Genomic DNA, 20338 nt, shown 5'->3' with positions numbered 1-20338 from the left:
ATGAGCCTCTTCACCCGCCGCCAAGTCCTCCTCGGGGGCGCCGCGATCGCTGCCGTCACCGCGCTCGGTCTGCCGGCCTTCGCGCAGGTCTCCGACCGTCCGGTCAAGGCCGCCTTCGTCTATGTCGGCCCGGTCGGCGATTTCGGCTATTCCTTCGCCCACGACCAGGGCCGGAAGTATCTCGCCGAGAAACTCGGCGACAAGGTGCAGACGAGCTTCGTCGAGAACGTCGCCGAGGGGCCGGATGCCGAGCGCGTCATCCGCCAGCTCGCGCAGGACGGCAACGACATCATCTTCGCCACGTCCTTCGGCTTCATGAACCCGACGCTGAAGGTGGCCAAGCAGTTCCCGAACGTGAAGTTCGAGCACGCCACGGGCTACCAGACCGCGCCGAACATGGCGGCCTACAACTCCAAGTTCTACCAGGGCCGCGCCGTGCTCGGCACCATCGCCGCCATGATGTCGAAGACCGGCAAGGCTGGCTACGTCGCCTCCTTCCCGATCCCGGAAGTGGTGATGGGCATCAACGCCTTCACGCTCGCCGCACGCAAGGTGAACCCGGCCTTCGAGACGCAGGTCGTCTGGGTCAACTCCTGGTACGACCCGGCGAAGGAGGCGCAGGCCGCCGGCGCGCTGCTGGACCAGGGCGCCGACGTCATCACCCAGCACACCGACAGCCCGGGCCCGTTGCAGGAAGCCGAGAAGCGCGGCGCCATCGCCTTCGGCCAGGCCTGGGACATGAAGAGCTTCGCCCCCAACGCCCACATGACCGCGATCGTCGACCAGTGGGGCCCCTACTACGTCGACCGCGTCAACGCGGTGATCGACGGCTCGTGGAAGACGCAGGACGTCTGGCTCGGCATGAAGGAGGGCGAGGTCGAGATGGCTCCCTTCAACGACAAGATGCCGGCCGACGTGAAGGCCGCCGCGCAGAAGGTCGTGGACGACACCAAGGCCGGCACCTACGAGGTCTTCACCGGCCCGATCAAGGACCAGTCGGGCGCCGAGAAGATCGCCGCCGGCACCCGCATCCCGGACGGCGACCTCCTGAAGATGGACTGGTACGTCGAGGGCGTGCGCAACTAAGGCTTCGTTTCGCCTCGCGACCCACTTGCCCGGTCGATCCCGGGCAGGGCATTCTGGAAGCATTCGAGGGGCGTCCGCGCCCTTCGAACCCAACGCCTGCCCCTCCCACCGTCTCCTGAACGGCGAGGGGCCGCTGAAGGCACATCGGATCAATGTGGGGAGCGTCCGCGACAAGGGGGCGGCGTTCCGGGGCTCATCCCATGTGGACCTATTTCGCCGAATGGCTGCAATTCGGCGTGCGCTGGCTGCACGTCATCACCGCGATCGCCTGGATCGGCTCGTCCTTCTACTTCATCGCGCTCGATCTTGGACTGCGCAGGCCGCACGGGGCGCCGATGGTCGGTGTCGGCGGCGAGGCCTGGCAGGTCCATGGCGGCGGCTTCTACCATATCCAGAAATACATGGTCGCACCGCCGCACATGCCGGAGGACCTGACCTGGTTCAAATGGGAGAGCTACGCGACCTGGCTCTCGGGCTTCGCGCTCCTGTTCCTCGTCTACTATCTGGGCGCCGAGCTTTACCTCGTCGACCCCGCGAAGGCGGACCTGCCGGTCTGGGGCGCGTCGCTCATCGGCATCCTCGGTCTTGCGCTTGGCTGGATCGTCTACGACGCGATCTGCAAGTCGCCCTTGCGCAACAACGATTCCGCGCTCCTCGGCGTCCTCTTCGTCTATGTGGTGGCGGCGAGTTTCGTGTTCAGCCAGATCTTCTCCGGACGCGGCGCGATGCTGCACACCGGCGCGATGATCGCGACGATCATGACGGCCAACGTCGCCATGTTGATCATCCCCAACCAGAAGATCGTGGTGGCCGACCTCAAGGCCGGCCGCACGCCCGACCCGAGCCTCGGAGCGGCCGCCAAGCAGCGCTCGCTCCACAACAACTACCTGACGCTCCCCGTCGTCTTCCTGATGCTCTCCAACCACTACCCGCTGGCCTTCGCCACGCAGTGGAACTGGGCGATTGCCGGCTTGGTGCTCCTGATCGGCGCGGTGGTCCGGCACTTCTTCAACACCATGCACAAGACGGGGCAGCAGCTCTGGTGGTGCTGGGCGGTGGCGGGTGCGCTGTTCGCCGCCGTGATCACGCTGTCCGGTGCGCCGGGTTGGCGCGCCGCCCCGGGTTCGGAGCCGACGGCGGCCGAGACCAGCCTAGACTTCCCGGCCGACCCGCAGGTCGCGCTCGCCCGTTCGGCCGACTTCACTGAAGCCGAGAGCATCATCCAGTCGCGCTGCTCCATGTGCCATGCCCGCGCACCCCTGTGGCCCGGCATCGGCCATGCGCCGAAGGCCGTTCTGCTCGAGACCGGTCGCGACATCGTCCTCAACGCCTCGCTGATCGATCGACAGGCTGTGCGAAGCCATGCCATGCCGCCCGGCAACGTCACGGGCCTGGAGCCGCAGGAGCGGCTGGCCCTCGCTCGCTGGATCCGATCCGGCGACGGCACCTGGCGGCCATAAGAGACCGAACCCATGACCACTATGTCTTCAGCCGGCGGCACGCTGGCCATTCGCGCGCGCGTCCTGACCTATCACGCGCATCCGCTCGTCGAGGGCGCGCAAGGCTCGCACCGCTACGTCGAGGACGGGCTCGTCGTGGTGCGCGACGGGGTGATCGAGGCGGTGGGGGAGGCGGTCGATCTCCTGGCCGATCTCGATCCCGCCATGCCTGTCGCCGACCACCGTCCGCACCTTCTGATGTCCGGCTTCATCGACCCGCATCTCCACATGCCGCAAAGCCAGGTGATCGGCTCCTTCGGCACGGAGCTGATGGAATGGCTGTCGAAATACACCTTCCCCGAAGAGTCGCGCTACGGCGACCCGGCGGTGTCGGACGCTGCCGCCCGCTTCCTGATGGCCGAACTCCTGCGCAACGGCACCACGACGGCGGTCGCCTTCTGCACCTCGCATCCGCAATCGGCGACGAGCTTCTTCACCGAAGCGGATCGGCTGGGCCTGCGCATGGTCGGCGGCAAGGTGATGATGGACCGCAACGCGCCGGACGCGCTTCTCGACACGCCCGAGCGCGGCTACGACGAATCGAAGGACCTCATCCGCCGCTGGCACGGCAACCGACGCCTCTCCTACGCGATCTCGCCGCGTTTCGCGCCGACCTCGACGGAAGCGCAGTTGGAGGCGACGCAGGCGCTGGCGGCCGAATATCCCAGCCTCCATATCCAGACGCACCTCTCCGAGAACGCGCAGGAGATCGCCTTCGTCGCCGAGCTTTTTCCCTGGGCTGAGGATTATACCGCCGTCTACGAGCGCTATGGCCTCGTGCGTCCCAAGGCGCTCTTCGGCCACTGCATCCACCTGTCCGAGCGCGAGCGTGGCGCGCTGGCCGATGCGCAGGCGACCGCGGTGTTCTGCCCGACCTCCAACCTTTTCCTCGGCTCCGGCCTCTTCGACCGCGACGCGGCGCTCGCGGCCGGCCTGAGGACCGGCATCGCCACCGACATCGGCGGCGGCACGTCCTATTCGATGCTCACCACCGCGGCCGAGGGGTACAAGGTGCTGGCGCTGCGCGGCCAGAAGCTGCGCGGCCATGCGGCTTTCTACATGCTGACGGCCGGCAATGCCGACGCGATCGGGTTCGGTGACCGGATCGGGCAGGTGGCGCCAGGCTTCGAAGCCGACTTCGCGATCCTCGACACGACCGCGACTCCCGCGCAGCGCCGCCGGGCTGAGCGGGTGGAGACGTTGGAAGAAGAACTCTTCGTCCTGATGACGACCGGCGACGAGCGCAACGTCGCCGCGACCTATGCCAACGGGCGCAGGGTCCATGTGCGGGATGTGGCGGGCGAGCTGCCGGCGCGGCTCGACCAGCCGGCAGCCGCGCAAGGGTTTGCCGGCGGGCTGCAGGACGGGACGGCGCAGGAGCGCTGACGAAGCACCTCGCGGGGTTTTGTCGTCGGCGAGACGCCTCGTCGGGCTGGGCCTCTGGCTTCCGCCATCCCCTTCGGCCTATGGCTGAAGCGGAAGGGGCGTGGCCCCTGCAACGGAAAGGGTGACCCATGCGACTGGTACGATTTGGCGAGCCGGGAGCCGAGAAGCCCGGTCTGATCGATGCCGAGAACCATCTGCGCGATCTGTCGGGCGAGATCGACGACATCGCGGGGGCCGTGCTTTCGCGCGCCGGGCTCGAGAAGCTGCGCGCGCTCGATCCGAAAAGCCTGCCCAAGACCGACCCGAGCCACCGTCTCGGCGCGCCCGTCGGCGGGACGCGCAACTTCGTCGCCGTCGGCCGGAACTACGCCGAGCATGCCGCCGAGACGGGTTCCGACGTTCCGACGGAACCGCTGCTCTTCAACAAGGCGGTGTCGTCGATCGCGGGCCCGCGCGACGGCGTCGTGATCCCCAAGGGCGCCAGCCAGGTTGACTGGGAGGTCGAGGTCGCGGTCGTCATCGGCGAGCGCTGCTACCAGGTGTCGAAGGCGCAGGCGATGGATCACGTCGCCGGCTTCTGCCTTTGCAACGACGTGTCGGAGCGCACGTGGCAGAAGGAGCGCGGCGGGCAGTGGCTGAAGGGCAAGAGCGCGCCCGGCTTCGGGCCCCTCGGCCCATGGCTGGTCACGGCCGACGAGATCGAGGACGCGGGCAAGCTGGAGCTCTGGCTCGACGTCAACGGCCAGCGGATGCAGACCGGCTCCACCGCCGACATGATCTTCGATTTCGCCACCATCGTCTCCTATGCCTCCGAGTTCTTCGCGCTGGAGCCGGGCGACATCGTCACCACCGGCACGCCGCATGGCGTGGGCGCCGGCATGAAGCCGCCGGTCTTCCTGAAGGGCGGGGACATCGTCACGCTCGGCAACGCCCATCTCGGCGAGCAGCGGCAGGTCTTCTCCGCGTAAGGGGGGACGATTCCCTGAGCGGCTAGACAAAGAAAGGGCCGGGCAAAAAGGCCGTCTGCACTGGAACCGGCGCGCCCGGCCCCTATTCCTTCTGCGCGTCGAGGCGGGCTCATCAAGCTGCCCGCCCGGCCCCTCGACTGGCAGCAGGAAGGTCCGTTCATGTCCCAGGCCGTATCCGACTCGAAGCCCAAGAAGCGCGAAGCGGCCGGCCGAAAGGCATCCGCCGCGGCCTCGCTGGAGCGCCTGCAGCGTCTGGCTGCCGATCGCGTCGCCATCGAGGGCGTCGAGCCCGAGATCGACGGCGGTCGCTTCGCGGTCAAGCGCGCGGAGGGCGAGCCGCTCACCGTCACCGCCGACATCTTTTCCGACGGGCACGAGATCATCGCAGCCGCGCTGCTGACCCGTGGGGTGGACGACGCCCATTGGCAGGAGACGCCCTTCGCGTTCGTCGCCAACGACCGGTGGGGCGCGACCGTGCGCTTCGACAAGCCGGGACCCTATCGCTACACCATCCTCGCCTGGCGCGACACGTTCGCGACCTGGGCCAGCGACACCCGGAAGAAGCGGGACGCCGGCGTCGATATCGCGCTGGAACTGCGCGAGGGTGCGATCCTTCTGGAGAGGGCTGCCCGGTCGGGGCGCGGCACGAAGGAGCAGGGGAAGGCGCTGAAGGTGCTGCGCGAGCGCATCGCCAAGCTCGCCGCCAAGGGTGACGCGGAGGCCGTCTATGCCGCCTTCGAAGAGGAGACGACGATCGCGCTCCTTCGCGACGTCGGCCTTCGCGAGAACCTGTCGTCCTACGGCAAGGAAGTGCCCGTCTGGGTCGACCGCGAGCGGGCGGCCTTCTCGTCCTGGTACGAGTTGATGCCGCGCTCGCAGTCGGGCGACGTCAATCGCCACGGCACGTTCGACGACGTGATCGCGCGCCTGCCCGACATTCGCGAGATGGGCTTCGACGTCCTCTACTTCCCGCCGATTCACCCGATCGGCAAGACCAACCGCAAGGGCAAGAACAATTCGGTCACGGCGGAGGAAGGCGAGCCCGGCAGCCCCTATGCGATCGGCTCCGCGGAAGGCGGCCACAAGGACCTTCATCCCGAACTCGGCTCGTTTGCGGACTTCCAGCGGCTCGTCACCCGCGCGGCCGACCACGGACTCGAGATCGCGATCGACTTCGCCATTCAGTGCTCGCCGGACCACCCCTGGATCAAGCAGCATCCGGACTGGTTCGACTGGCGACCGGACGGCTCGATCAAATACGCCGAGAACCCGCCAAAGAAGTACCAGGACATCGTCAACGTCGACTTCTACCGCGATGGCGCGATCCCCTCGCTCTGGCAGGAACTGCTCGACGTCGTCTTGTTCTGGCTCGCCAAGGGCGTGCGCATCTTCCGCGTCGACAACCCGCACACCAAGCCGTTTCCCTTCTGGGAATGGCTGATCGCCGAGGTGCGGGCGGTGGACCCGGGCGCCGTGTTCCTGGCTGAGGCCTTCACGCGGCCCAAGCTCATGAAGCGGCTCGCCAAGGTCGGCTACAACCAGTCCTATTCCTACTTCACGTGGCGCAATCAGAAGTGGGAGTTGCGCGAGTACCTGACCGAACTGACGCGCGAGGAATGCGCCGAGTTCATGCGGCCGAACTTCTTCGTCAACACGCCGGACATCAACCCGCTCTTCCTCCACACGAGCGGGCGGCCGGGCTTCCAGATCCGCCTGGCGCTGGCGGCGACGCTCGCGGGCAATTACGGCGTCTATTCCGGCTTCGAGCTCTGCGAGTACGAGCCGCTGGTGAAAGGCAAGGAGGAGTACAAGGACTCCGAGAAATACGAGATCCGCGCCTTCGACTGGAAGCGGGAGGGCAACATCCGCGAGGACATCGCCTTCTTCAACCGGATCCGGCGGTCCGAACCGGCGCTCAAGGACTTCCGCAATCTCGAGTTCCTCAATTTCTGGAACGACAACGTCCTCTACTTCGCCAAGCGCACGGCCGACCGCTCGTCCTATATCCTCGTCATGGTGAGCCTCGATCCGCACAACCCGCAGGGTGGCCATTTCGAGGTGCCTCTGTGGGAACTCGGGCTGGGGGACGACGCTTCCGTGAAGGTCGAGGATCTTGCCGACGACCGGCAGTTCGTCTGGGTGGGCAAGATCCAGCATTGGTGGTTCCGCCCGGACGAGCGGCCCTACGCCGTGTTCCGGATCTCGGCCTGACCTTCGGGCGCTCGGGGCCGCAGGCGCGGTCCCGCCCGGTGGCGTGAACCCCTAGCGAGAGTGCCAGCATGACCCACTCATCCTCCAGGCCGGACGACGGGCCGAGCGCGGGCTTCGACCCGGCGTCCCTGTCCCCGGCTGCGCTCATCGAGTTCGCCGGGCGGCAGCGCTGGTTTGCCGGCCGCTCCGAGCGGATCGCGGGCGCTGACTTCGAGCCGGTCGAAGCACCGATCGGCGGCGCGGAACTCGGCGAACTCGTCGTGCATGTCGAGGGCGGCGAGGCGCAGCGCTATTTCCTGCCGCTCTGCCCTGCCGGCGAGGGCGCGGCGGCCTACAGCCTCGATGCCGGGCCCGCCGGCGGACTTCTGGCGGACGCCGCACGCGATCCGGCCTTCTGCGCGGCGGTTGTCGCTTTTCTGGTGCGGGGCGAGGGGGAGGGCGGGGCGCTCCTTGCGCGCCGCAGTCGCGCGGCGGCCGATCGCCTCGCCGCCGTCGCGGCGGTCCCGGCGGCGGACATCAAGGTCCTTTCGGGCGAGCAGTCCAACACGTCGGTCGGCATCGGCCGGCTCGGCATCCTGAAGTTCTACCGACGCCTTCGTGACGGTGAGCAGCCGGAACTCGAAGTCACCGAGTTCCTGACCGAGCAGACCGGCTTCACCGGTGCACCGGCCCTCTACGGCTCGCTCGAGCTGCGGCGGGCGGACGGAAGCCATGCCGCCGTGGCGGCGCTCTTCGAGCGCGTCGCGAACCGTGGCGACGCCTGGGCCGTGGTGGTGGACGATATCGTCGCCGAACTGTCGGGTGGTGCGCAGTCCGCGGAGCGTTTCGATGTCGGCCGCACGCTCGGACGGCGCACCGGCGAGATGCATGCGGGCCTTGCCACGCGCACCGGCAATGCCGCCTTCGATCCGGAGCCGCTGGACGCGGCCTCCCTACAGCGCATCGTCGACGAGGCTCGCTTCGAGGCCGGCGCGGCGCTCGACGTCCTCGCCCGCGAGGCCGAGCGCAGCCCGGAATTGAAGGGCGAGATCGACCGGCTCCTCGCGGCGCGTGCCGCGATCGACGCCTGGTTCGCCGGCTTCTCGGCGGGCGAGGTCGGCGGCTGGCGCACGCGCATCCACGGCGACTACCATCTCGGCCAGGTGCTGGTCTCGGGCGAGGATGCGGTAATCCTCGATTTCGAGGGCGAGCCGGGCCGCCCGTTGCCCGAGCGCCGGGCCAAGACCTCGCCGCTGCGCGACGTCGCCGGCATGCTGCGGTCCTTCGACTACGCGGCCTTCGCCGCGCGCGATCGATTGGGCGAGGACGGGGAGCGCGTGCGAGACGCGGCCGACATTTGGCGCGATCGCACGAGCGCGGAGTTTCTCAAGGCGTGGGAGGCGGCAAGCGGGGTTCCTCTCACAGCCGAGTCGAACCTGCGCCTGCTCGACCTCTTCGTCCTGCAGAAAGCCTTCTACGAACTGCGCTACGAGGCGGCGATGCGCCCCGCGTGGCTCTCAATCCCGCTCCGGGGCATCGTTTCCCTTCTCGAAAAGCGTCAGGTCGTCCGATGAGCCAGACTGAAACCAACAGTTCGCAGGCGTTTGCCGGCGTCGACCATGGTCTGCATGGGGACGAGGCCCGGGCGCTCGGGCTCGGGCGTCACGAGAACCCGTTCGCCGTGCTCGGAGCCCATCGGACGGAAGGCGGCGCGGTGATCCGCACGATGCGCCCCGGCGCCGAGCGCGCCGAGGTGATCGACGCGTCGGGCAACGTCCTCGGTGCTCTGGAGCGTGGCGAGGTGGACGGCTTGTTCTCCGGCTTCATCGCCGGGGAGCTGCCGTCCTACCGCTTCCGCTTCCGCCATGGCGAGGTGACCTGGGAGGAGGAGGACACCTACCGCTTCGGCACGATCCTGTCCGACTTCGACGCCTATCTTCTGGCCGAGGGGCGGCACTACAAGCTGTACGAGAAGCTCGGCGCCCACCCCAGCGAGATGGACGGCGTCAAGGGCGTCGCCTTTGCGGTCTGGGCACCGGACGCGCGCCGCGTTTCGGTGGTCGGCAACTTCAACGCCTGGGACGGGCGGCGCCATGTCATGCGCAAGCGCCTCGACACCGGCGTCTTCGAGATCTTCATTCCCGGCCTCCAGCGCGGCGAGGTCTACAAATACGAGATCATCGGCAAGCACGGCGACGTCCTGCCTTTGAAGGCAGACCCGGTCGGCTTCCGCCAGGAGCTCGCGCCCTCCACGGCCTCGATCGTGGACGGGCTCGTCGAGCACGAGTGGAACGACGACGCCTTCCGCGCCAAGCCGCGGGACTGGCAGGACCGCGAGAAGCCCGTCTCGATCTACGAGGTGCATCTCGGCTCCTGGAAGCGGGGCGACGGAGACACGTTCCTCGACTACGACGCGCTGGCCGTGGAACTCACCGCCTACGTCAAGGACATGGGCTTCACCCATGTCGAGTTCATGCCGGTCTCCGAGCATCCGTTCTACGGCTCGTGGGGCTACCAGCCGATCGGTCTCTACGCGCCGACCGCTCGCTTCGGGGATCCGGCCGGTTTCGCGCGGCTCGTCGACGCGCTGCACCAGGCCGATATCGGCGTTCTTCTCGACTGGGTGCCCGGCCATTTCCCGACCGACGTGCACGGCCTCGGGCGATTCGACGGAACGGCGCTCTACGAGCATGCCGATCCGCGGCGGGGCTTCCACAAGGACTGGAACACGCTGATCTACGACTACGGGCGTACCGAGGTGAAGAACTACCTCGTCGCCAACGGCCTCTACTGGCTCGATCGCTTTCATGTCGACGGGTTGCGCGTCGATGCGGTCGCCTCGATGCTCTACCTCGACTACTCGCGCAACCATGGCGAATGGGAGCCCAACATCTATGGCGGGCGCGAGAACCTCGAGGCGATGGCCTTCCTGAAGGAGACCAACGAGCAGGTCGGCGGGCAGTATCCCAACGCCTCGACCCACGCCGAGGAATCGACCTCGTTCCCCAACGTGTCGCGCCCGACCTACGCCGGCGGCCTCGGCTTCCACTTCAAGTGGAACATGGGCTGGATGCACGACACCCTGCATTTCATGCAGGAGGATCCGATCAACCGCAAATACCACATGCACCACATGACCTTCGGCATGGTGTATGCGTATTCGGAGAACTTCGTCCTGCCGCTCAGCCACGACGAGGTGGTCTACGGAAAGGGCTCGATCCTCGACAAGATGCCCGGCGACAGGTGGCAGAAGTTCGCCAACCTGCGCGCCTACTACGGTTTCATGTGGGCGCATCCCGGCAAGAAGCTGCTCTTCATGGGCGGCGAGTTCGGTCAGGTGAAGGAGTGGAACCACGACCAGTCGCTCGACTGGCACCTCCTTCAGTATGGCGAGCACCAGGGCGTCCAGCGCCTGATCCGCGACCTCAACACGCTGTATCGCGGCGTGCCGGCGCTCTACGAGAACGACTGCGATCCGCATGGCTTCGAGTGGGTCGACACGTCCAACGTCGACCAGTCGATCCTGTCCTTCCTGCGAAAGGACAAGCATGGCGGGGTAGCGCTGGTGGTCTGCAACTTTACGCCCAACGTCCACCACGACTATCGCATCGGCGTGCCGCACGGCGGCTTCTGGTCCGAGGCGCTGAACACGGACGCCGAGATCTACGGCGGATCGAACGTCGGCAACATGGGCGGCAAGGAGGCCGATGAGATCCACGCCAACGGCCGGCCGTACTCCGTGGCGCTGAGCCTGCCGCCGCTGTCGACCGTGGTTCTGGTTCCGACCGAGCGCTAGAGCCGTTCCCGCGAAAGCCGCCTCGGCTTTCGCGCACGGACAGTGCGACGACCAAGCGTCCGGCTCGCGGCTTGCGAACCGGACGTGACCCCGGGGCGTCAGGCGGCCAGCGCCTCCGGCTCGACCCGGTTGCGGCCCAGCCGCTTGGCGCGATAGAGCGCGCGGTCGGCGGCGGCCATGGTCTCGTCGAGACCTCGCCCCATGCTGGAGGCGAGGCCGACGCTGACCGTCACCGCGACCGTCTTGGGGCCGGCCTCGGCCGCGTCCTGGAAGCGTCGGCGGAGCCGGTCCGCGATCTGCTCGCCCTCGCGCATGTCGCAGTGGGGAACGAAGGCGGCGAACTCCTCGCCGCCAAGGCGTCCGATCACGGTGTTGGGATTCATCTCGCTTTCCGCCACCCTCGCGAACAGCCGGATCACCTCGTCGCCCATCTGATGGCCGAACGTGTCGTTGACCGCCTTGAAGTGATCGAGGTCGAAAAGCATGAGGACGCCGGCCGACCCTTCGGGCGTGATCTTCTCGCCCGCCTGCTGGGTGAAGCTGCGCCGGTTGGCGAGGCCCGTGAGGAAGTCGGTCTGCGCCGCGACGAGAAGACGGTTCTCGCCTTCCTCGCGCACCATGGCGAGAAGCACTATGGGGGCGGCGACCGCATAGAGCACGCCTTCGCCCATAGTCAGCACGGAAAAGACCTTGATGATGGTGAGGTCCTTCACGGGGTCGAGGAGCGGCATGGCGATGACGCGGCTCAGGTAGACCAGGCCGTGGAGGGCGAAGACCCCGACGGCGATCGGCCGAGAGCGCAGGGCGCGCAAGGGGGGCGCCGAGAGCGCCACGACGCCCGCGAACTGGATGCACGCGATCACCAGCGCGGCCATCGCATGCCAGATCGGAAGCGGCAGGTTGGGACCCGCCCAAAGCCAGAGAGCGGTGCCGCCGACCACGGCGCCGATCGGCGGCGCCACGGAGCGTCCGCCGATGCAGGTGATGCCGGCGACCATGAGGCCGTAGCCGCTGAAGATCAGGATGTTGGACAGGCCCGAGCCCAGAACCGTCGGCAACTCCTCGCGCCACGACACCAGCATCAAGCCGGCAAGGAGCATCAGATAGGCCACCGACCAGATCCGCAGGGCCTTCTGGTGCCGCTTATTGAACAGGCTCTCACCGAACGCCATGGCGCTCGCCACGCTGAGCACTGCGGCGCATAGGACGTAGATGGTGAAGAGGTCGATTTGCATCGAGCACAGCCTTTCGATCGGCCGCACTGTGCCCGCGCATCAGCGAACGAATCCTTGCCCGCACCCGCCGAGCGTGTCGCGACGTGCGGGTGTCCCTAACAATCCGGTAACGCGTCGGCGACCGGCACCATGTCGACGGAATGGCGATGCTTCTGCGGCCCGGTGGTGATCAGCACCCCGTCGATCGGCGCGACATCCGCGTAATCGCGCCCGAGGGCCACGAGAACGTGGTCGTCGCCGGCAAGGCAGCCATTGGTCGGATCGAGCCCGATCCAGCCGGCCTCGGGACCCACCCACGCCTCGACCCAGGCATGCATGGCGTCGGCGCCCTCGAGGCGAGGCTGTCCGGGGGGCGGTTCCGTGCGCAGGAAGCCGCTGGCATAGGCGGCGGGGATGCCGCAGCCGCGCAGCCCCGCGATCATCATATGGGAGAAGTCCTGGCAGACGCCGCGGCGTGTGGCGAACGTCTCCTCCACGCGCGTCGCGACGGTCGAGACGCCGGCTTCGAACCGAAACTCCGAGCGGATGCGACGGGCGAGCGCCAGAAGGCCGAGGCCGATCGAAGGGGCCTCGTTCAGCGTTTCCGCGACATAGGCAGCAACCGGCGCGGACGGAGCGACGATCTGGCCGGCGCCCCCGAAATGGATCGGACTGTCGCCCTCGCTCGCCCGGCTCTCCGCGACGAGACCGCGGACGGTGCCGGGCGACGGGGTCGCGGCCAGGCGCGGCGCGGGGCGTTGCACCGATACGCGGGTCACGAGTTCGACACGCAGCGTGTCGTGCGGCTGGGCGAGAAGGAGATGGGCCGTGCGGTTGCCGAAGAAGTCGACTTCTTCGTGCATCTCCCCCGGCGTCGGTCGCACGTCCAGACGCCGCGACACCACGCGCTGGCCGCGGTCCTCGCGTGGCTCGACGCGAAGGATGTGCCGGGCGTCGTTGACGAAGCCGGGGTAGTGATAGGCGATCAGAAGGCGGATGTCGTAGAGCACGGATGGGCCTACTCGCTGCCGAGACGCTCGATCGCGGCTTCGGGGGCCACCGCGAAATAGCGCGCGGACAGAAGATCGGAAATGTCGCGCAGGTCCCGTGCCACCCGCCGGAGAAAGTCGGGTGTGACCTCGGCCGGGACGGCGGTCTCCAGGCGCACGTGAAGCCTTGCGATGCGCCGCGCGGCCGGGTCGAGGCTTTCGCCTGCGTGGATGCCCGGAAGGTCGGCCATGGCGCGCCGCGCGGCCGCGACCTGATAGGCCACGGAACGCGGGTTGAGCGGATCGAGGAGGCAGAGATCCGCTACGGTCTCGGGATGAAGCTCCACCGAGAAGCGGCGGCGATAGGTGAGGCGGCTGTCGGTGAATTCGAGCAGCGCCTCGGAGACGCCCTCCCCACCGGCCGCCAGGAATTCGGCACAGGCCGACGCCGTCGCCTCGCCGCGCTCGATGCGGCGACCGCACTGGAGAAAGCGCCAGCCGGCGAACTGGTACATGTTCTCCTCGACGAGGCCGGAGAAACCGGCGAGGCGGGTGAGGAGTCGTCCCGCCAGGGCGGCGTGGTCGGTGGGGGCCGCAGCCCTGCGCGCTTCGGTAAGAAGCTCCACCACCTCGGCAAGCACGCGCCAGGCGTCCGGCGAGAAGCGGTCGCGGATCCGCGAGGCGATGTCGAAGGCCGTGCGGGCGGTGCGGTGGATGCCGGTCAACGCGTCCGCGGCAGCGATTCCGGAACGGGTCAGGATCGCGCGGCGTGCGGCGTCGACGGCGCTCGCTCGCTCCTCGCCGCCGCGCTCCAGGCTCGCGCGCCAGAGACGGATCGCGACCTCGGTGCGTTCGGCGCTGCGCCCGAGCCAGAAGAGGTTGTCGGCTGCGCGCGCCGGGAGCGATCCCGGAAGGCGGCGGCGGAAATCCCGAGCCGAGGACAGAAGCGTGATCGGCACGTCCGCCTCGTCGCCGGGAATCCAGACATCCATGGATCGCCCGCCGGCCCCGATCGCCGGCACAGCCTCGCCTGGTGCATGGGAGGCCCGGGCGAAGCCTCCCGGCATGACATCCCAGCCTTCTGACGACCGGGCCAGGAACACCCGCAGCGTGACGGGACGGGACACCATGTCGCCGCCCAGCTCCATCGGCGCACGGGACAGCGGCGGAACGCGGCGCGCCACGAGATGCACGGCGTCGCCCGGTTCCGGCGGAAGGGCGAGGTCGGGGAGGGCGCGTCCCGTCTGCCCGGGAAACGCGGGACCGAGCGTCCAATCGCCGCCCCGCACCTCGGCGTGGCTCGCCGGGTCGGCGCACCAGAGGGTATCCACCGAACGCAGCGCCAGCGGCTCGCCGATCAGCCGCTTCGCCAGCGCCGTTTCGAAGGCGGCGAAGGCCGGGGTCTCAAGGATGCCGGAGCCGAGCGCGTTGACGAGTTCGAGCTTGCCCGCGCGCACCGCCCGCAGGAGGCCGGGCGTGCCGATGCGCGACTGCGAGAAGAGCTCCAGCGGATCGGCATAGTCGGCATCGAGACGTCGCCACAGGACGCCGACGGGCCGCAGCCCGTCCACCGTGCGTAGCTTCGCTTCGTCGCCCTGCACCACGAGGTCGCCGCCTTCAAGCAGGTGGAAGCCGAGGTAGCGGGCGAGATAGGCGTGCTCGAAATAGGTTTCGTTGAAGGGTCCGGGCGTCAGGAGGCCGACGCGCGCCCCGTCCTGGTCGTTCAAGGTTTCCAGCGTCTCGCGGAACCGCGCGAAGAAGCCGGCGAGACGGCGCACGTGGAGCTGGCGGGCGAGGTCGGGGAGCGCACGCGACGTGGCAACGCGGTTTTCGAGTGCGAAGCCCGTGCCGGACGGGGCCTGCGTGCGGTCTCCCAGAACACGCCATGTGCCATCGGGGCCGCGTCCGAGATCCACGGCCACAAAGCGGATCAGGGGCTTGGGCCCGAGGCCCTGTCGGGACAGCGGGCGCAGGAACTCCGGGTTGTGCCCGAGGAGGCGGCCGGGAAGAATGCCCTCGCGCACGAGCGCGCGCTCGCCGTAGAGATCGGCGACCAGCCGCTCCAGATAGGTCGCCCGCTGCACCAGCGCCGCCTCGAGCGCCCGCCATTCCACCGGGTCGATCACGAAGGGCGGGAAGGCGAGCGGCCAGAGCCTCGCGCCGCCGTCCTCGTCGGCGCGGTAGTAGACGCCGGCCTCGCGCAGGTATTGCTCGGCCGCGCCGAACCGTGCCACGCGCTCCGGTCCCGACAGGGCCTGAAGCGCGTCGACGACCGGGCGATAGGCGGGGCGCACGCTTCCGTCCGGTGCGACCATCTCGTCGAACGCACCGGCGACCGCCCGTCTCGCGACCAGGCCGGGCGAGGGGGACGCTTGCGTCTGCGACTGCGTCTGGGACACGTCAGAGCGCAAGGAAGGCCGGCCGCCGTAGATCGAGCGTCGTCGGGAAGCTCGGATCCGGCATCTCGGACGCGGGGTGGAAGGCCCCCGGCGTGTGGCCGATGTCCTCGAAGCGGGCGAGACGCCGGGCCTCGGCCTCGTTGGCATTGACCGGGAACGTGTCGTAGGAGCGTCCGCCGGGATGGGCGACGTGGTAGACGCAGCCGCCGAGCGAGCGATTCGACCAGCGGTCGTAGATGTCGAAGGTCAGCGGCGCATGGACCGGGATCGTCGGGTGCAGGCCCGAAGCCGGCTGCCAGGCCTTGAACCGCACGCCGCCGACCGCGGTCCCGATGTCGATGCCCGGCGCGAGGGGAACCGGGCGCCGGTTGCAGGTGACGACGTGACGGGCGGGATCGAAGCCGGCCACCTTCACTTGAAGCCGCTCGACCGAGGAATCCACGAAGCGCACCGTGCCGCCGATCGCACCCGTCTCGCCCATGACGTGCCAGGGCTCCAGCGCCTGGCGCAGCTCCAGCGAGACGCCGCCCTCGCGTTCGACCTTGCCGCAGAAGGGGAAGCGGAATTCCCACTGCGCCTCGAACCATTCGGGTCGGACGGGATAGCCTGCGTCGCCGAGTTCGCCGAGCACCGACAGGAAGTCGGCCCAGATGAACTCGGGCAGCATGAAGCGGTCGTGGAGCTGCGTGCCCCAGCGCGCGAAGCGGCCCGCCAGAGGCCGGCGCCAGAAGGCGGCGACCAGGGCACGGATCAGGAGTTGTTGTGCCAGGCTCATGCGCGCGTCCGGCGGCATCTCGAAGCCGCGGAACTCGACGAGGCCGAGCCGGCCCGTCGGCCCGTCCGGCGAATAGAGCTTGTCGATGCAGATCTCGGAGCGATGGGTGTTGCCCGTCACGTCCACGAGGAGATTGCGGAACAGGCGGTCCACCAGCCAGGGCGGCGGCGCGGCGCCCTCTGCGGGGGCGGGCACTTGCGCCATCGCGATCTCGAGCTCGTAGAGCTGATCGTGGCGCGCCTCGTCGATCCGGGGCGCCTGGCTCGTCGGCCCGACGAAGAGACCGGAGAAGAGATAGGACAGCGAAGGGTGGCGCTGCCAGTGCAGCACCAGCGACTTCAGGAGGTCAGGCCGGCGCAGGAAGGGCGAGTCGGCCGGCGTCGCGCCGCCGACCACCACATGGTTGCCGCCGCCCGTTCCGGCATGCCGCCCGTCGACCATGAACTTGTCGGTGCCGAGCCGCGACTGCCGGGCGGCCTCGTAGACGGCCGTGGTGATGGCGACGGCCTCGTCCCATGAACGGGCGGGGTGGACGTTGACCTCGATCACGCCGGGATCGGGCGCGACGCGCACCACGTCGAGGCGCGGGTCGAAGGGGGGCGCGTAGCCCTCGATGCGAACCGGCTGGCCGAGGCTTGCCGCCGCATCCTCGACGGCGGCGAGGAGGTCGAGATAGGCCTCCACCGTCTCCAGCGGCGGCATGAAGACGTGCAGGATGCCATCGCGCGGCTCGATGCCGAGCGCGGTGCGCACGGAGCCGCCGATCTCGGCTTCCGCTCCCGCCTCCGGCGGGCTCCACGCCGGTTGAGGATCCGGCTTCTCGATCCGCTCCTGCACCTGTCCGAGGGCTTCCCGTTGCGGCAGGGGCGCGAACCGCTGCTGCGGGTCGGCGGGATGGGTGTAGGGGTAGCGGGCGGGGGGCAGATGCTCGAGCGAGGCCAGCGGCAGGCGGTAGCCCATGGCGCTGTCGCCCGGCACCAGGAACACGTGGCCGCGCCGCGTCGTCCAGCGCTCCGACATCCATCGCGAGGGCAGGGCCTGCCAAGCCTGAACGGGAAGCACCACCCCGACCGGTTGCGCGAGGCCACGGTCGAACACCTTGGCGATGCGGGAGCGCTCCTCGGCATCGTCGAGGCGCGAGTCGCCGGCCGTGACGTTCTCGGGGAGCCTCGCCTCGCGCGTCAGCCAGTATGCCGGGTCCTCGAAGGTGGTCAGGGCGTTGTCCGGATCGACGGCAAGCCGCTCGGCGACCCCGCGGACCAACGCCTGCGCCTCTTCCACCGTCGCGGCGGCGGGCTTGTCGCCATCGGCGGCGAGCAGCCGCGGATCGCGCCAGATCGGTTGGCCGTCTCGGCGCCAGTAGATCGAATAGGTCCAGCGCGGCAGCGTCTCGCCCGGATACCACTTGCCCTGGCCGTGATGCAGGAAGCCGCCGGGGGCGAAGCGGGCCTGAAGACGGCGCAGCAACCCGTCGGCGAGGCCCGCCTTGGCTGGTCCGGTGGCATCGGCGTTCCATTCGCCGCTCTCGAAGTCGTCGATCGACACGAAGGTCGGCTCGCCGCCCATGGTCAGGCGAACGTCCATCGCCTCGAGGCCGGCGTCGACCTCAGCACCGAGCGCGTCCAGCGCCTGCCAGCTTTCCTCCGAGAACGGCTTGGAGACGCGCGGCGCTTCCGACACGCGCGTGACGTTCATGTCGAAGTCGAACTGGACCTCCGCCGCCTCGACGGCCCCGGCAATGGGCGCGGCGGAGCGGTAGTGCGGCGTGGCGGCGAGCGGCACGTGGCTCTCGCCGGTCATCAGGCCGGAGGTCGGGTCGAAGCCGATCCACCCAGCGCCCGGCACGTAGATCTCGACCCAGGCATGGAGGTCGCAGAAGTCATGGGCCGTGCCCGCGGGGCCGTCGAGCGCGACGCGATCGGGCTTCAGCTGAATGAGGTAACCGGAGACGAAGCGGGCGGCGAGGCCGAGATGGCGGCAGGCCTGGACGAGCAGCCAGGACGAATCGCGGCACGAGCCCGACGTCTTCTCCAGCGTTTCCTCCGGCGTCTGGACGCCCGGCTCCATGCGGATCGTGTAGTCGATCGCCTGTTCCACCTTGCGGTTCAGCGCGACGAGGAAGTCGATCGTGCGAACGGGCGTCAGGTCGACGGCGTGAAGGAACGACTGGAGGCGCGGGCCGGCGGCCTCGGTCTGCAGATAGGGCTTGAGGTCGGTCGCGAGGTCCTCGCCATAGGCGAAGGGAAAGGTCTCGGCCCATTCCTCTACGAAGAAGTCGAACGGATTGTAGACCGTCATGTCGGCGAGGAGATCGACCTCGATGCGCAGCTCGCGCGCCTTCTCGGGGAAGACGACGCGCGCCAGCCAGTTGCCGAACGGGTCCTGTTGCCAGTTGATGAAATGCCCGGCGGGTTCGATTCGCAGGGCGTAGGCGGGAACCCGCGTGCGCGAATGGGGCGCCGGGCGCAGGCGGATCGTCTGGGGCCCAAGCGCGACAGGCCGGTCGTATCGGTAGTGGGTCAGGTGACGCAGCGCGGCGAGGATCGGCATCGGTTCCCGGACCTGAACGTTGGATTCGACGAGACGCACTGTAGGCACAAGGCGAGGCGTCGGAAACTGCTGCGATGCGGCAAAGTCGGATTTGGCATGTGGACGCTTGGGTTTGGTCGCTGGAACCCTTTGTGCGCGACCGAGTTACCGCGCCGACCCCGCCTCCCGGCCGGCGGGCGCCCCGAGGGATCCCCGATGAAGCTGTTCTCCTGCCCGTCCTGCGATCAGGTCGTCTTCTTCAACAACGTGCTCTGCGAGCGGTGCGGCCATGCGCTCGGCTACGAGCCGCGCACCAACCGCGTCCTGGCGCTCGAGCCGGCGGGCACCGACTTCGTGTCGGTCGGGAGGGGCAGCGACGGCTCGCACTGGCGCTATTGCGACAACTACCAGTACGGCGTCTGCAACTGGCTCATTCCGGCCGAGAACCCCGAGCTCCTTTGCCTCGCCGACCGGCACAACCTGATGGTGCCGGACCTCTCGAACCCGGAGAACCAGGCGCTCTGGGCCAAGATGGAGGCCGCCAAGCATCGTCTGTTCTATACGCTGCTTCGCCTGCAACTGCCTCTCTACACCCGTGACGAGCACCCTGAGGGTCTGGGCTTCAAGTTCCTGGCCGACGATCCGGCATCGAGCGAGAAAGTGATGACCGGCCACGATCAGGGCGTCATCACCGTCGCTCTGGCGGAGGCCGACGATGCCGAGCGCGAGGCGCGACGCACCGCGATGGGCGAGCCCTATCGGACCCTTCTCGGCCATTTCCGTCACGAGGTCGGCCACTGGTACTGGGACATCCTGGTGCGCGACGGCGGTGCGCTGGACGAATGCCGCGCCATGTTCGGCGACGACCGCCAGGACTACGGCGAGGCGCTGAAGATCCACTATGCCAACGGTCCGAAGCCCAACTGGCAGGAGGAGTTCGTCTCGTCCTATGCCGCCGTTCATCCGTGGGAGGACTTCGCCGAGACCTGGGCGCACTACCTTCATATCGTCGATTCGCTGGAAGTCGCCGGTTCCTGGGGCATGACGATCCACCCTCGGCTCGATCGCGACGGGATTCTGACCACCGACCTCGACTTCAAGGTGTATGACGACGAGACCACGATCACCCAGATCAACGACGGTTGGCTCGCTGTCAGCCAGGCGCTGAACTCGATGAATCGCGCCATGGGGTTGCAGGACCTCTACCCCTTCGTCCTGTCGCCGACGGTGATCGCCAAGCTCGGCTTCATCCACGATCTCGTCCACGGCCGGATCGGCCACGCCGCGCGTCCCCTGGAACGGGCTGCGCCGGTCGTGACGGACGCGACGGGCGCCGGGGCGTCGGCCGCCGCCTGAAGGCGGGCGGCGGGCGCCCGCACGAAACGTCCATCCCGCTATGCAATAAAGCTCCGTCCGGCCCCCTGCCGGACGGTTCTCCCGCTCCACTTAACGCTCGACGTCGCGGCCCGCAGTTCCAGTCCGCCGCGTTTCATCCAGCGTGGGTGCC

Annotated in this window: 12 protein-coding genes; 8 read left to right on the top strand and 4 right to left on the bottom strand. The window is 68.5% G+C overall.

All coding sequences use genetic code 11. The annotated features are described in order from the left end of the window. The 7 genes from AUL34_RS02270 (at nt 1) to glgB (ending at nt 10925) form a co-directional block, all read left to right on the top strand. Entirely contained in the window at nt 1-1086 is a 1086-nt protein-coding gene (locus AUL34_RS02270) for a BMP family ABC transporter substrate-binding protein (protein WP_061930458.1), read from the top strand. Between the two features lie 200 nt (nt 1087-1286). Next, nucleotides 1287-2546 (top strand): urate hydroxylase PuuD, encoded by a 1260-nt coding sequence (locus AUL34_RS02265; RefSeq protein ID WP_061930455.1) that lies wholly within the window; start codon nt 1287-1289, stop codon nt 2544-2546. Nucleotides 2547-2558: 12 nt separating this feature from the next. Then, a complete protein-coding gene (gene guaD / locus AUL34_RS02260) occupies nt 2559-3971 on the top strand; it encodes a guanine deaminase (RefSeq protein ID WP_082653088.1) in 1413 nt (470 codons plus the stop codon). A gap of 128 nt (nt 3972-4099) precedes the next feature. After that, on the top strand, nt 4100-4939 hold the full coding sequence (locus AUL34_RS02255) for a fumarylacetoacetate hydrolase family protein (RefSeq protein ID WP_061930452.1): 840 nt from the start codon (nt 4100-4102) through the stop codon (nt 4937-4939). 159 nt (nt 4940-5098) lie between these two features. Continuing rightward, complete coding sequence (locus AUL34_RS02250; protein ID WP_082653087.1) at nt 5099-7150, top strand: alpha-1,4-glucan--maltose-1-phosphate maltosyltransferase; 2052 nt, start codon at nt 5099-5101, stop codon at nt 7148-7150. 68 nt (nt 7151-7218) lie between these two features. Next, nucleotides 7219-8703, top strand: a complete 1485-nt coding sequence (locus AUL34_RS02245) for a phosphotransferase (RefSeq protein WP_061930449.1) — start codon at nt 7219-7221, stop codon at nt 8701-8703. Next, nucleotides 8700-10925 carry a 1,4-alpha-glucan branching protein GlgB gene (gene glgB / locus AUL34_RS02240; protein WP_082653086.1) on the top strand — a complete coding sequence of 742 codons (2226 nt, stop codon included), beginning with the start codon at nt 8700-8702 and terminating at the stop codon, nt 10923-10925. Before AUL34_RS02245 ends, glgB begins: the two co-directional genes overlap by 4 nt. Before the next feature lie 98 nt (nt 10926-11023). Here the strand turns inward: glgB and AUL34_RS02235 are convergent, their stop codons facing one another. The 4 genes from AUL34_RS02235 to AUL34_RS02220 all read right to left on the bottom strand — a co-directional run bounded on the left by AUL34_RS02235 (nt 11024) and on the right by AUL34_RS02220 (nt 18852). Further along, nucleotides 11024-12160, bottom strand: a complete 1137-nt coding sequence (locus AUL34_RS02235) for a diguanylate cyclase (RefSeq protein WP_061930446.1) — start codon at nt 12158-12160, stop codon at nt 11024-11026. A gap of 95 nt (nt 12161-12255) precedes the next feature. Then, nucleotides 12256-13149 (bottom strand): transglutaminase family protein, encoded by an 894-nt coding sequence (locus tag AUL34_RS02230; RefSeq protein ID WP_061930443.1) that lies wholly within the window; start codon nt 13147-13149, stop codon nt 12256-12258. An 8-nt stretch (nt 13150-13157) separates the two neighbouring features. Further along, a complete protein-coding gene (locus AUL34_RS02225) occupies nt 13158-15527 on the bottom strand; it encodes a circularly permuted type 2 ATP-grasp protein (RefSeq protein ID WP_244492412.1) in 2370 nt (789 codons plus the stop codon). A gap of 1 nt (nt 15528) precedes the next feature. Continuing rightward, the gene (locus AUL34_RS02220) at nt 15529-18852 is read right to left on the bottom strand and encodes a DUF2126 domain-containing protein (protein WP_061930440.1); all 3324 of its coding nucleotides are present in this window, start codon (nt 18850-18852) and stop codon (nt 15529-15531) included. A 195-nt stretch (nt 18853-19047) separates the two neighbouring features. On the opposite strand from AUL34_RS02220, the gene AUL34_RS02215 reads away from it, so the two are divergent. Beyond that, nucleotides 19048-20187, top strand: a complete 1140-nt coding sequence (locus AUL34_RS02215; protein ID WP_082653085.1) for a putative zinc-binding metallopeptidase — start codon at nt 19048-19050, stop codon at nt 20185-20187. Nucleotides 20188-20338 lie beyond the last annotated feature (151 nt).

Source organism: Aureimonas sp. AU22 (genome assembly GCF_001463745.1).
In the GTDB taxonomy this organism is placed as follows: Bacteria; Pseudomonadota; Alphaproteobacteria; order Rhizobiales; family Rhizobiaceae; genus Aureimonas.
The sequence above is the reverse complement of the archived record's forward strand: the minus strand, read 5'-3'. Positions and strand labels throughout refer to the sequence as shown.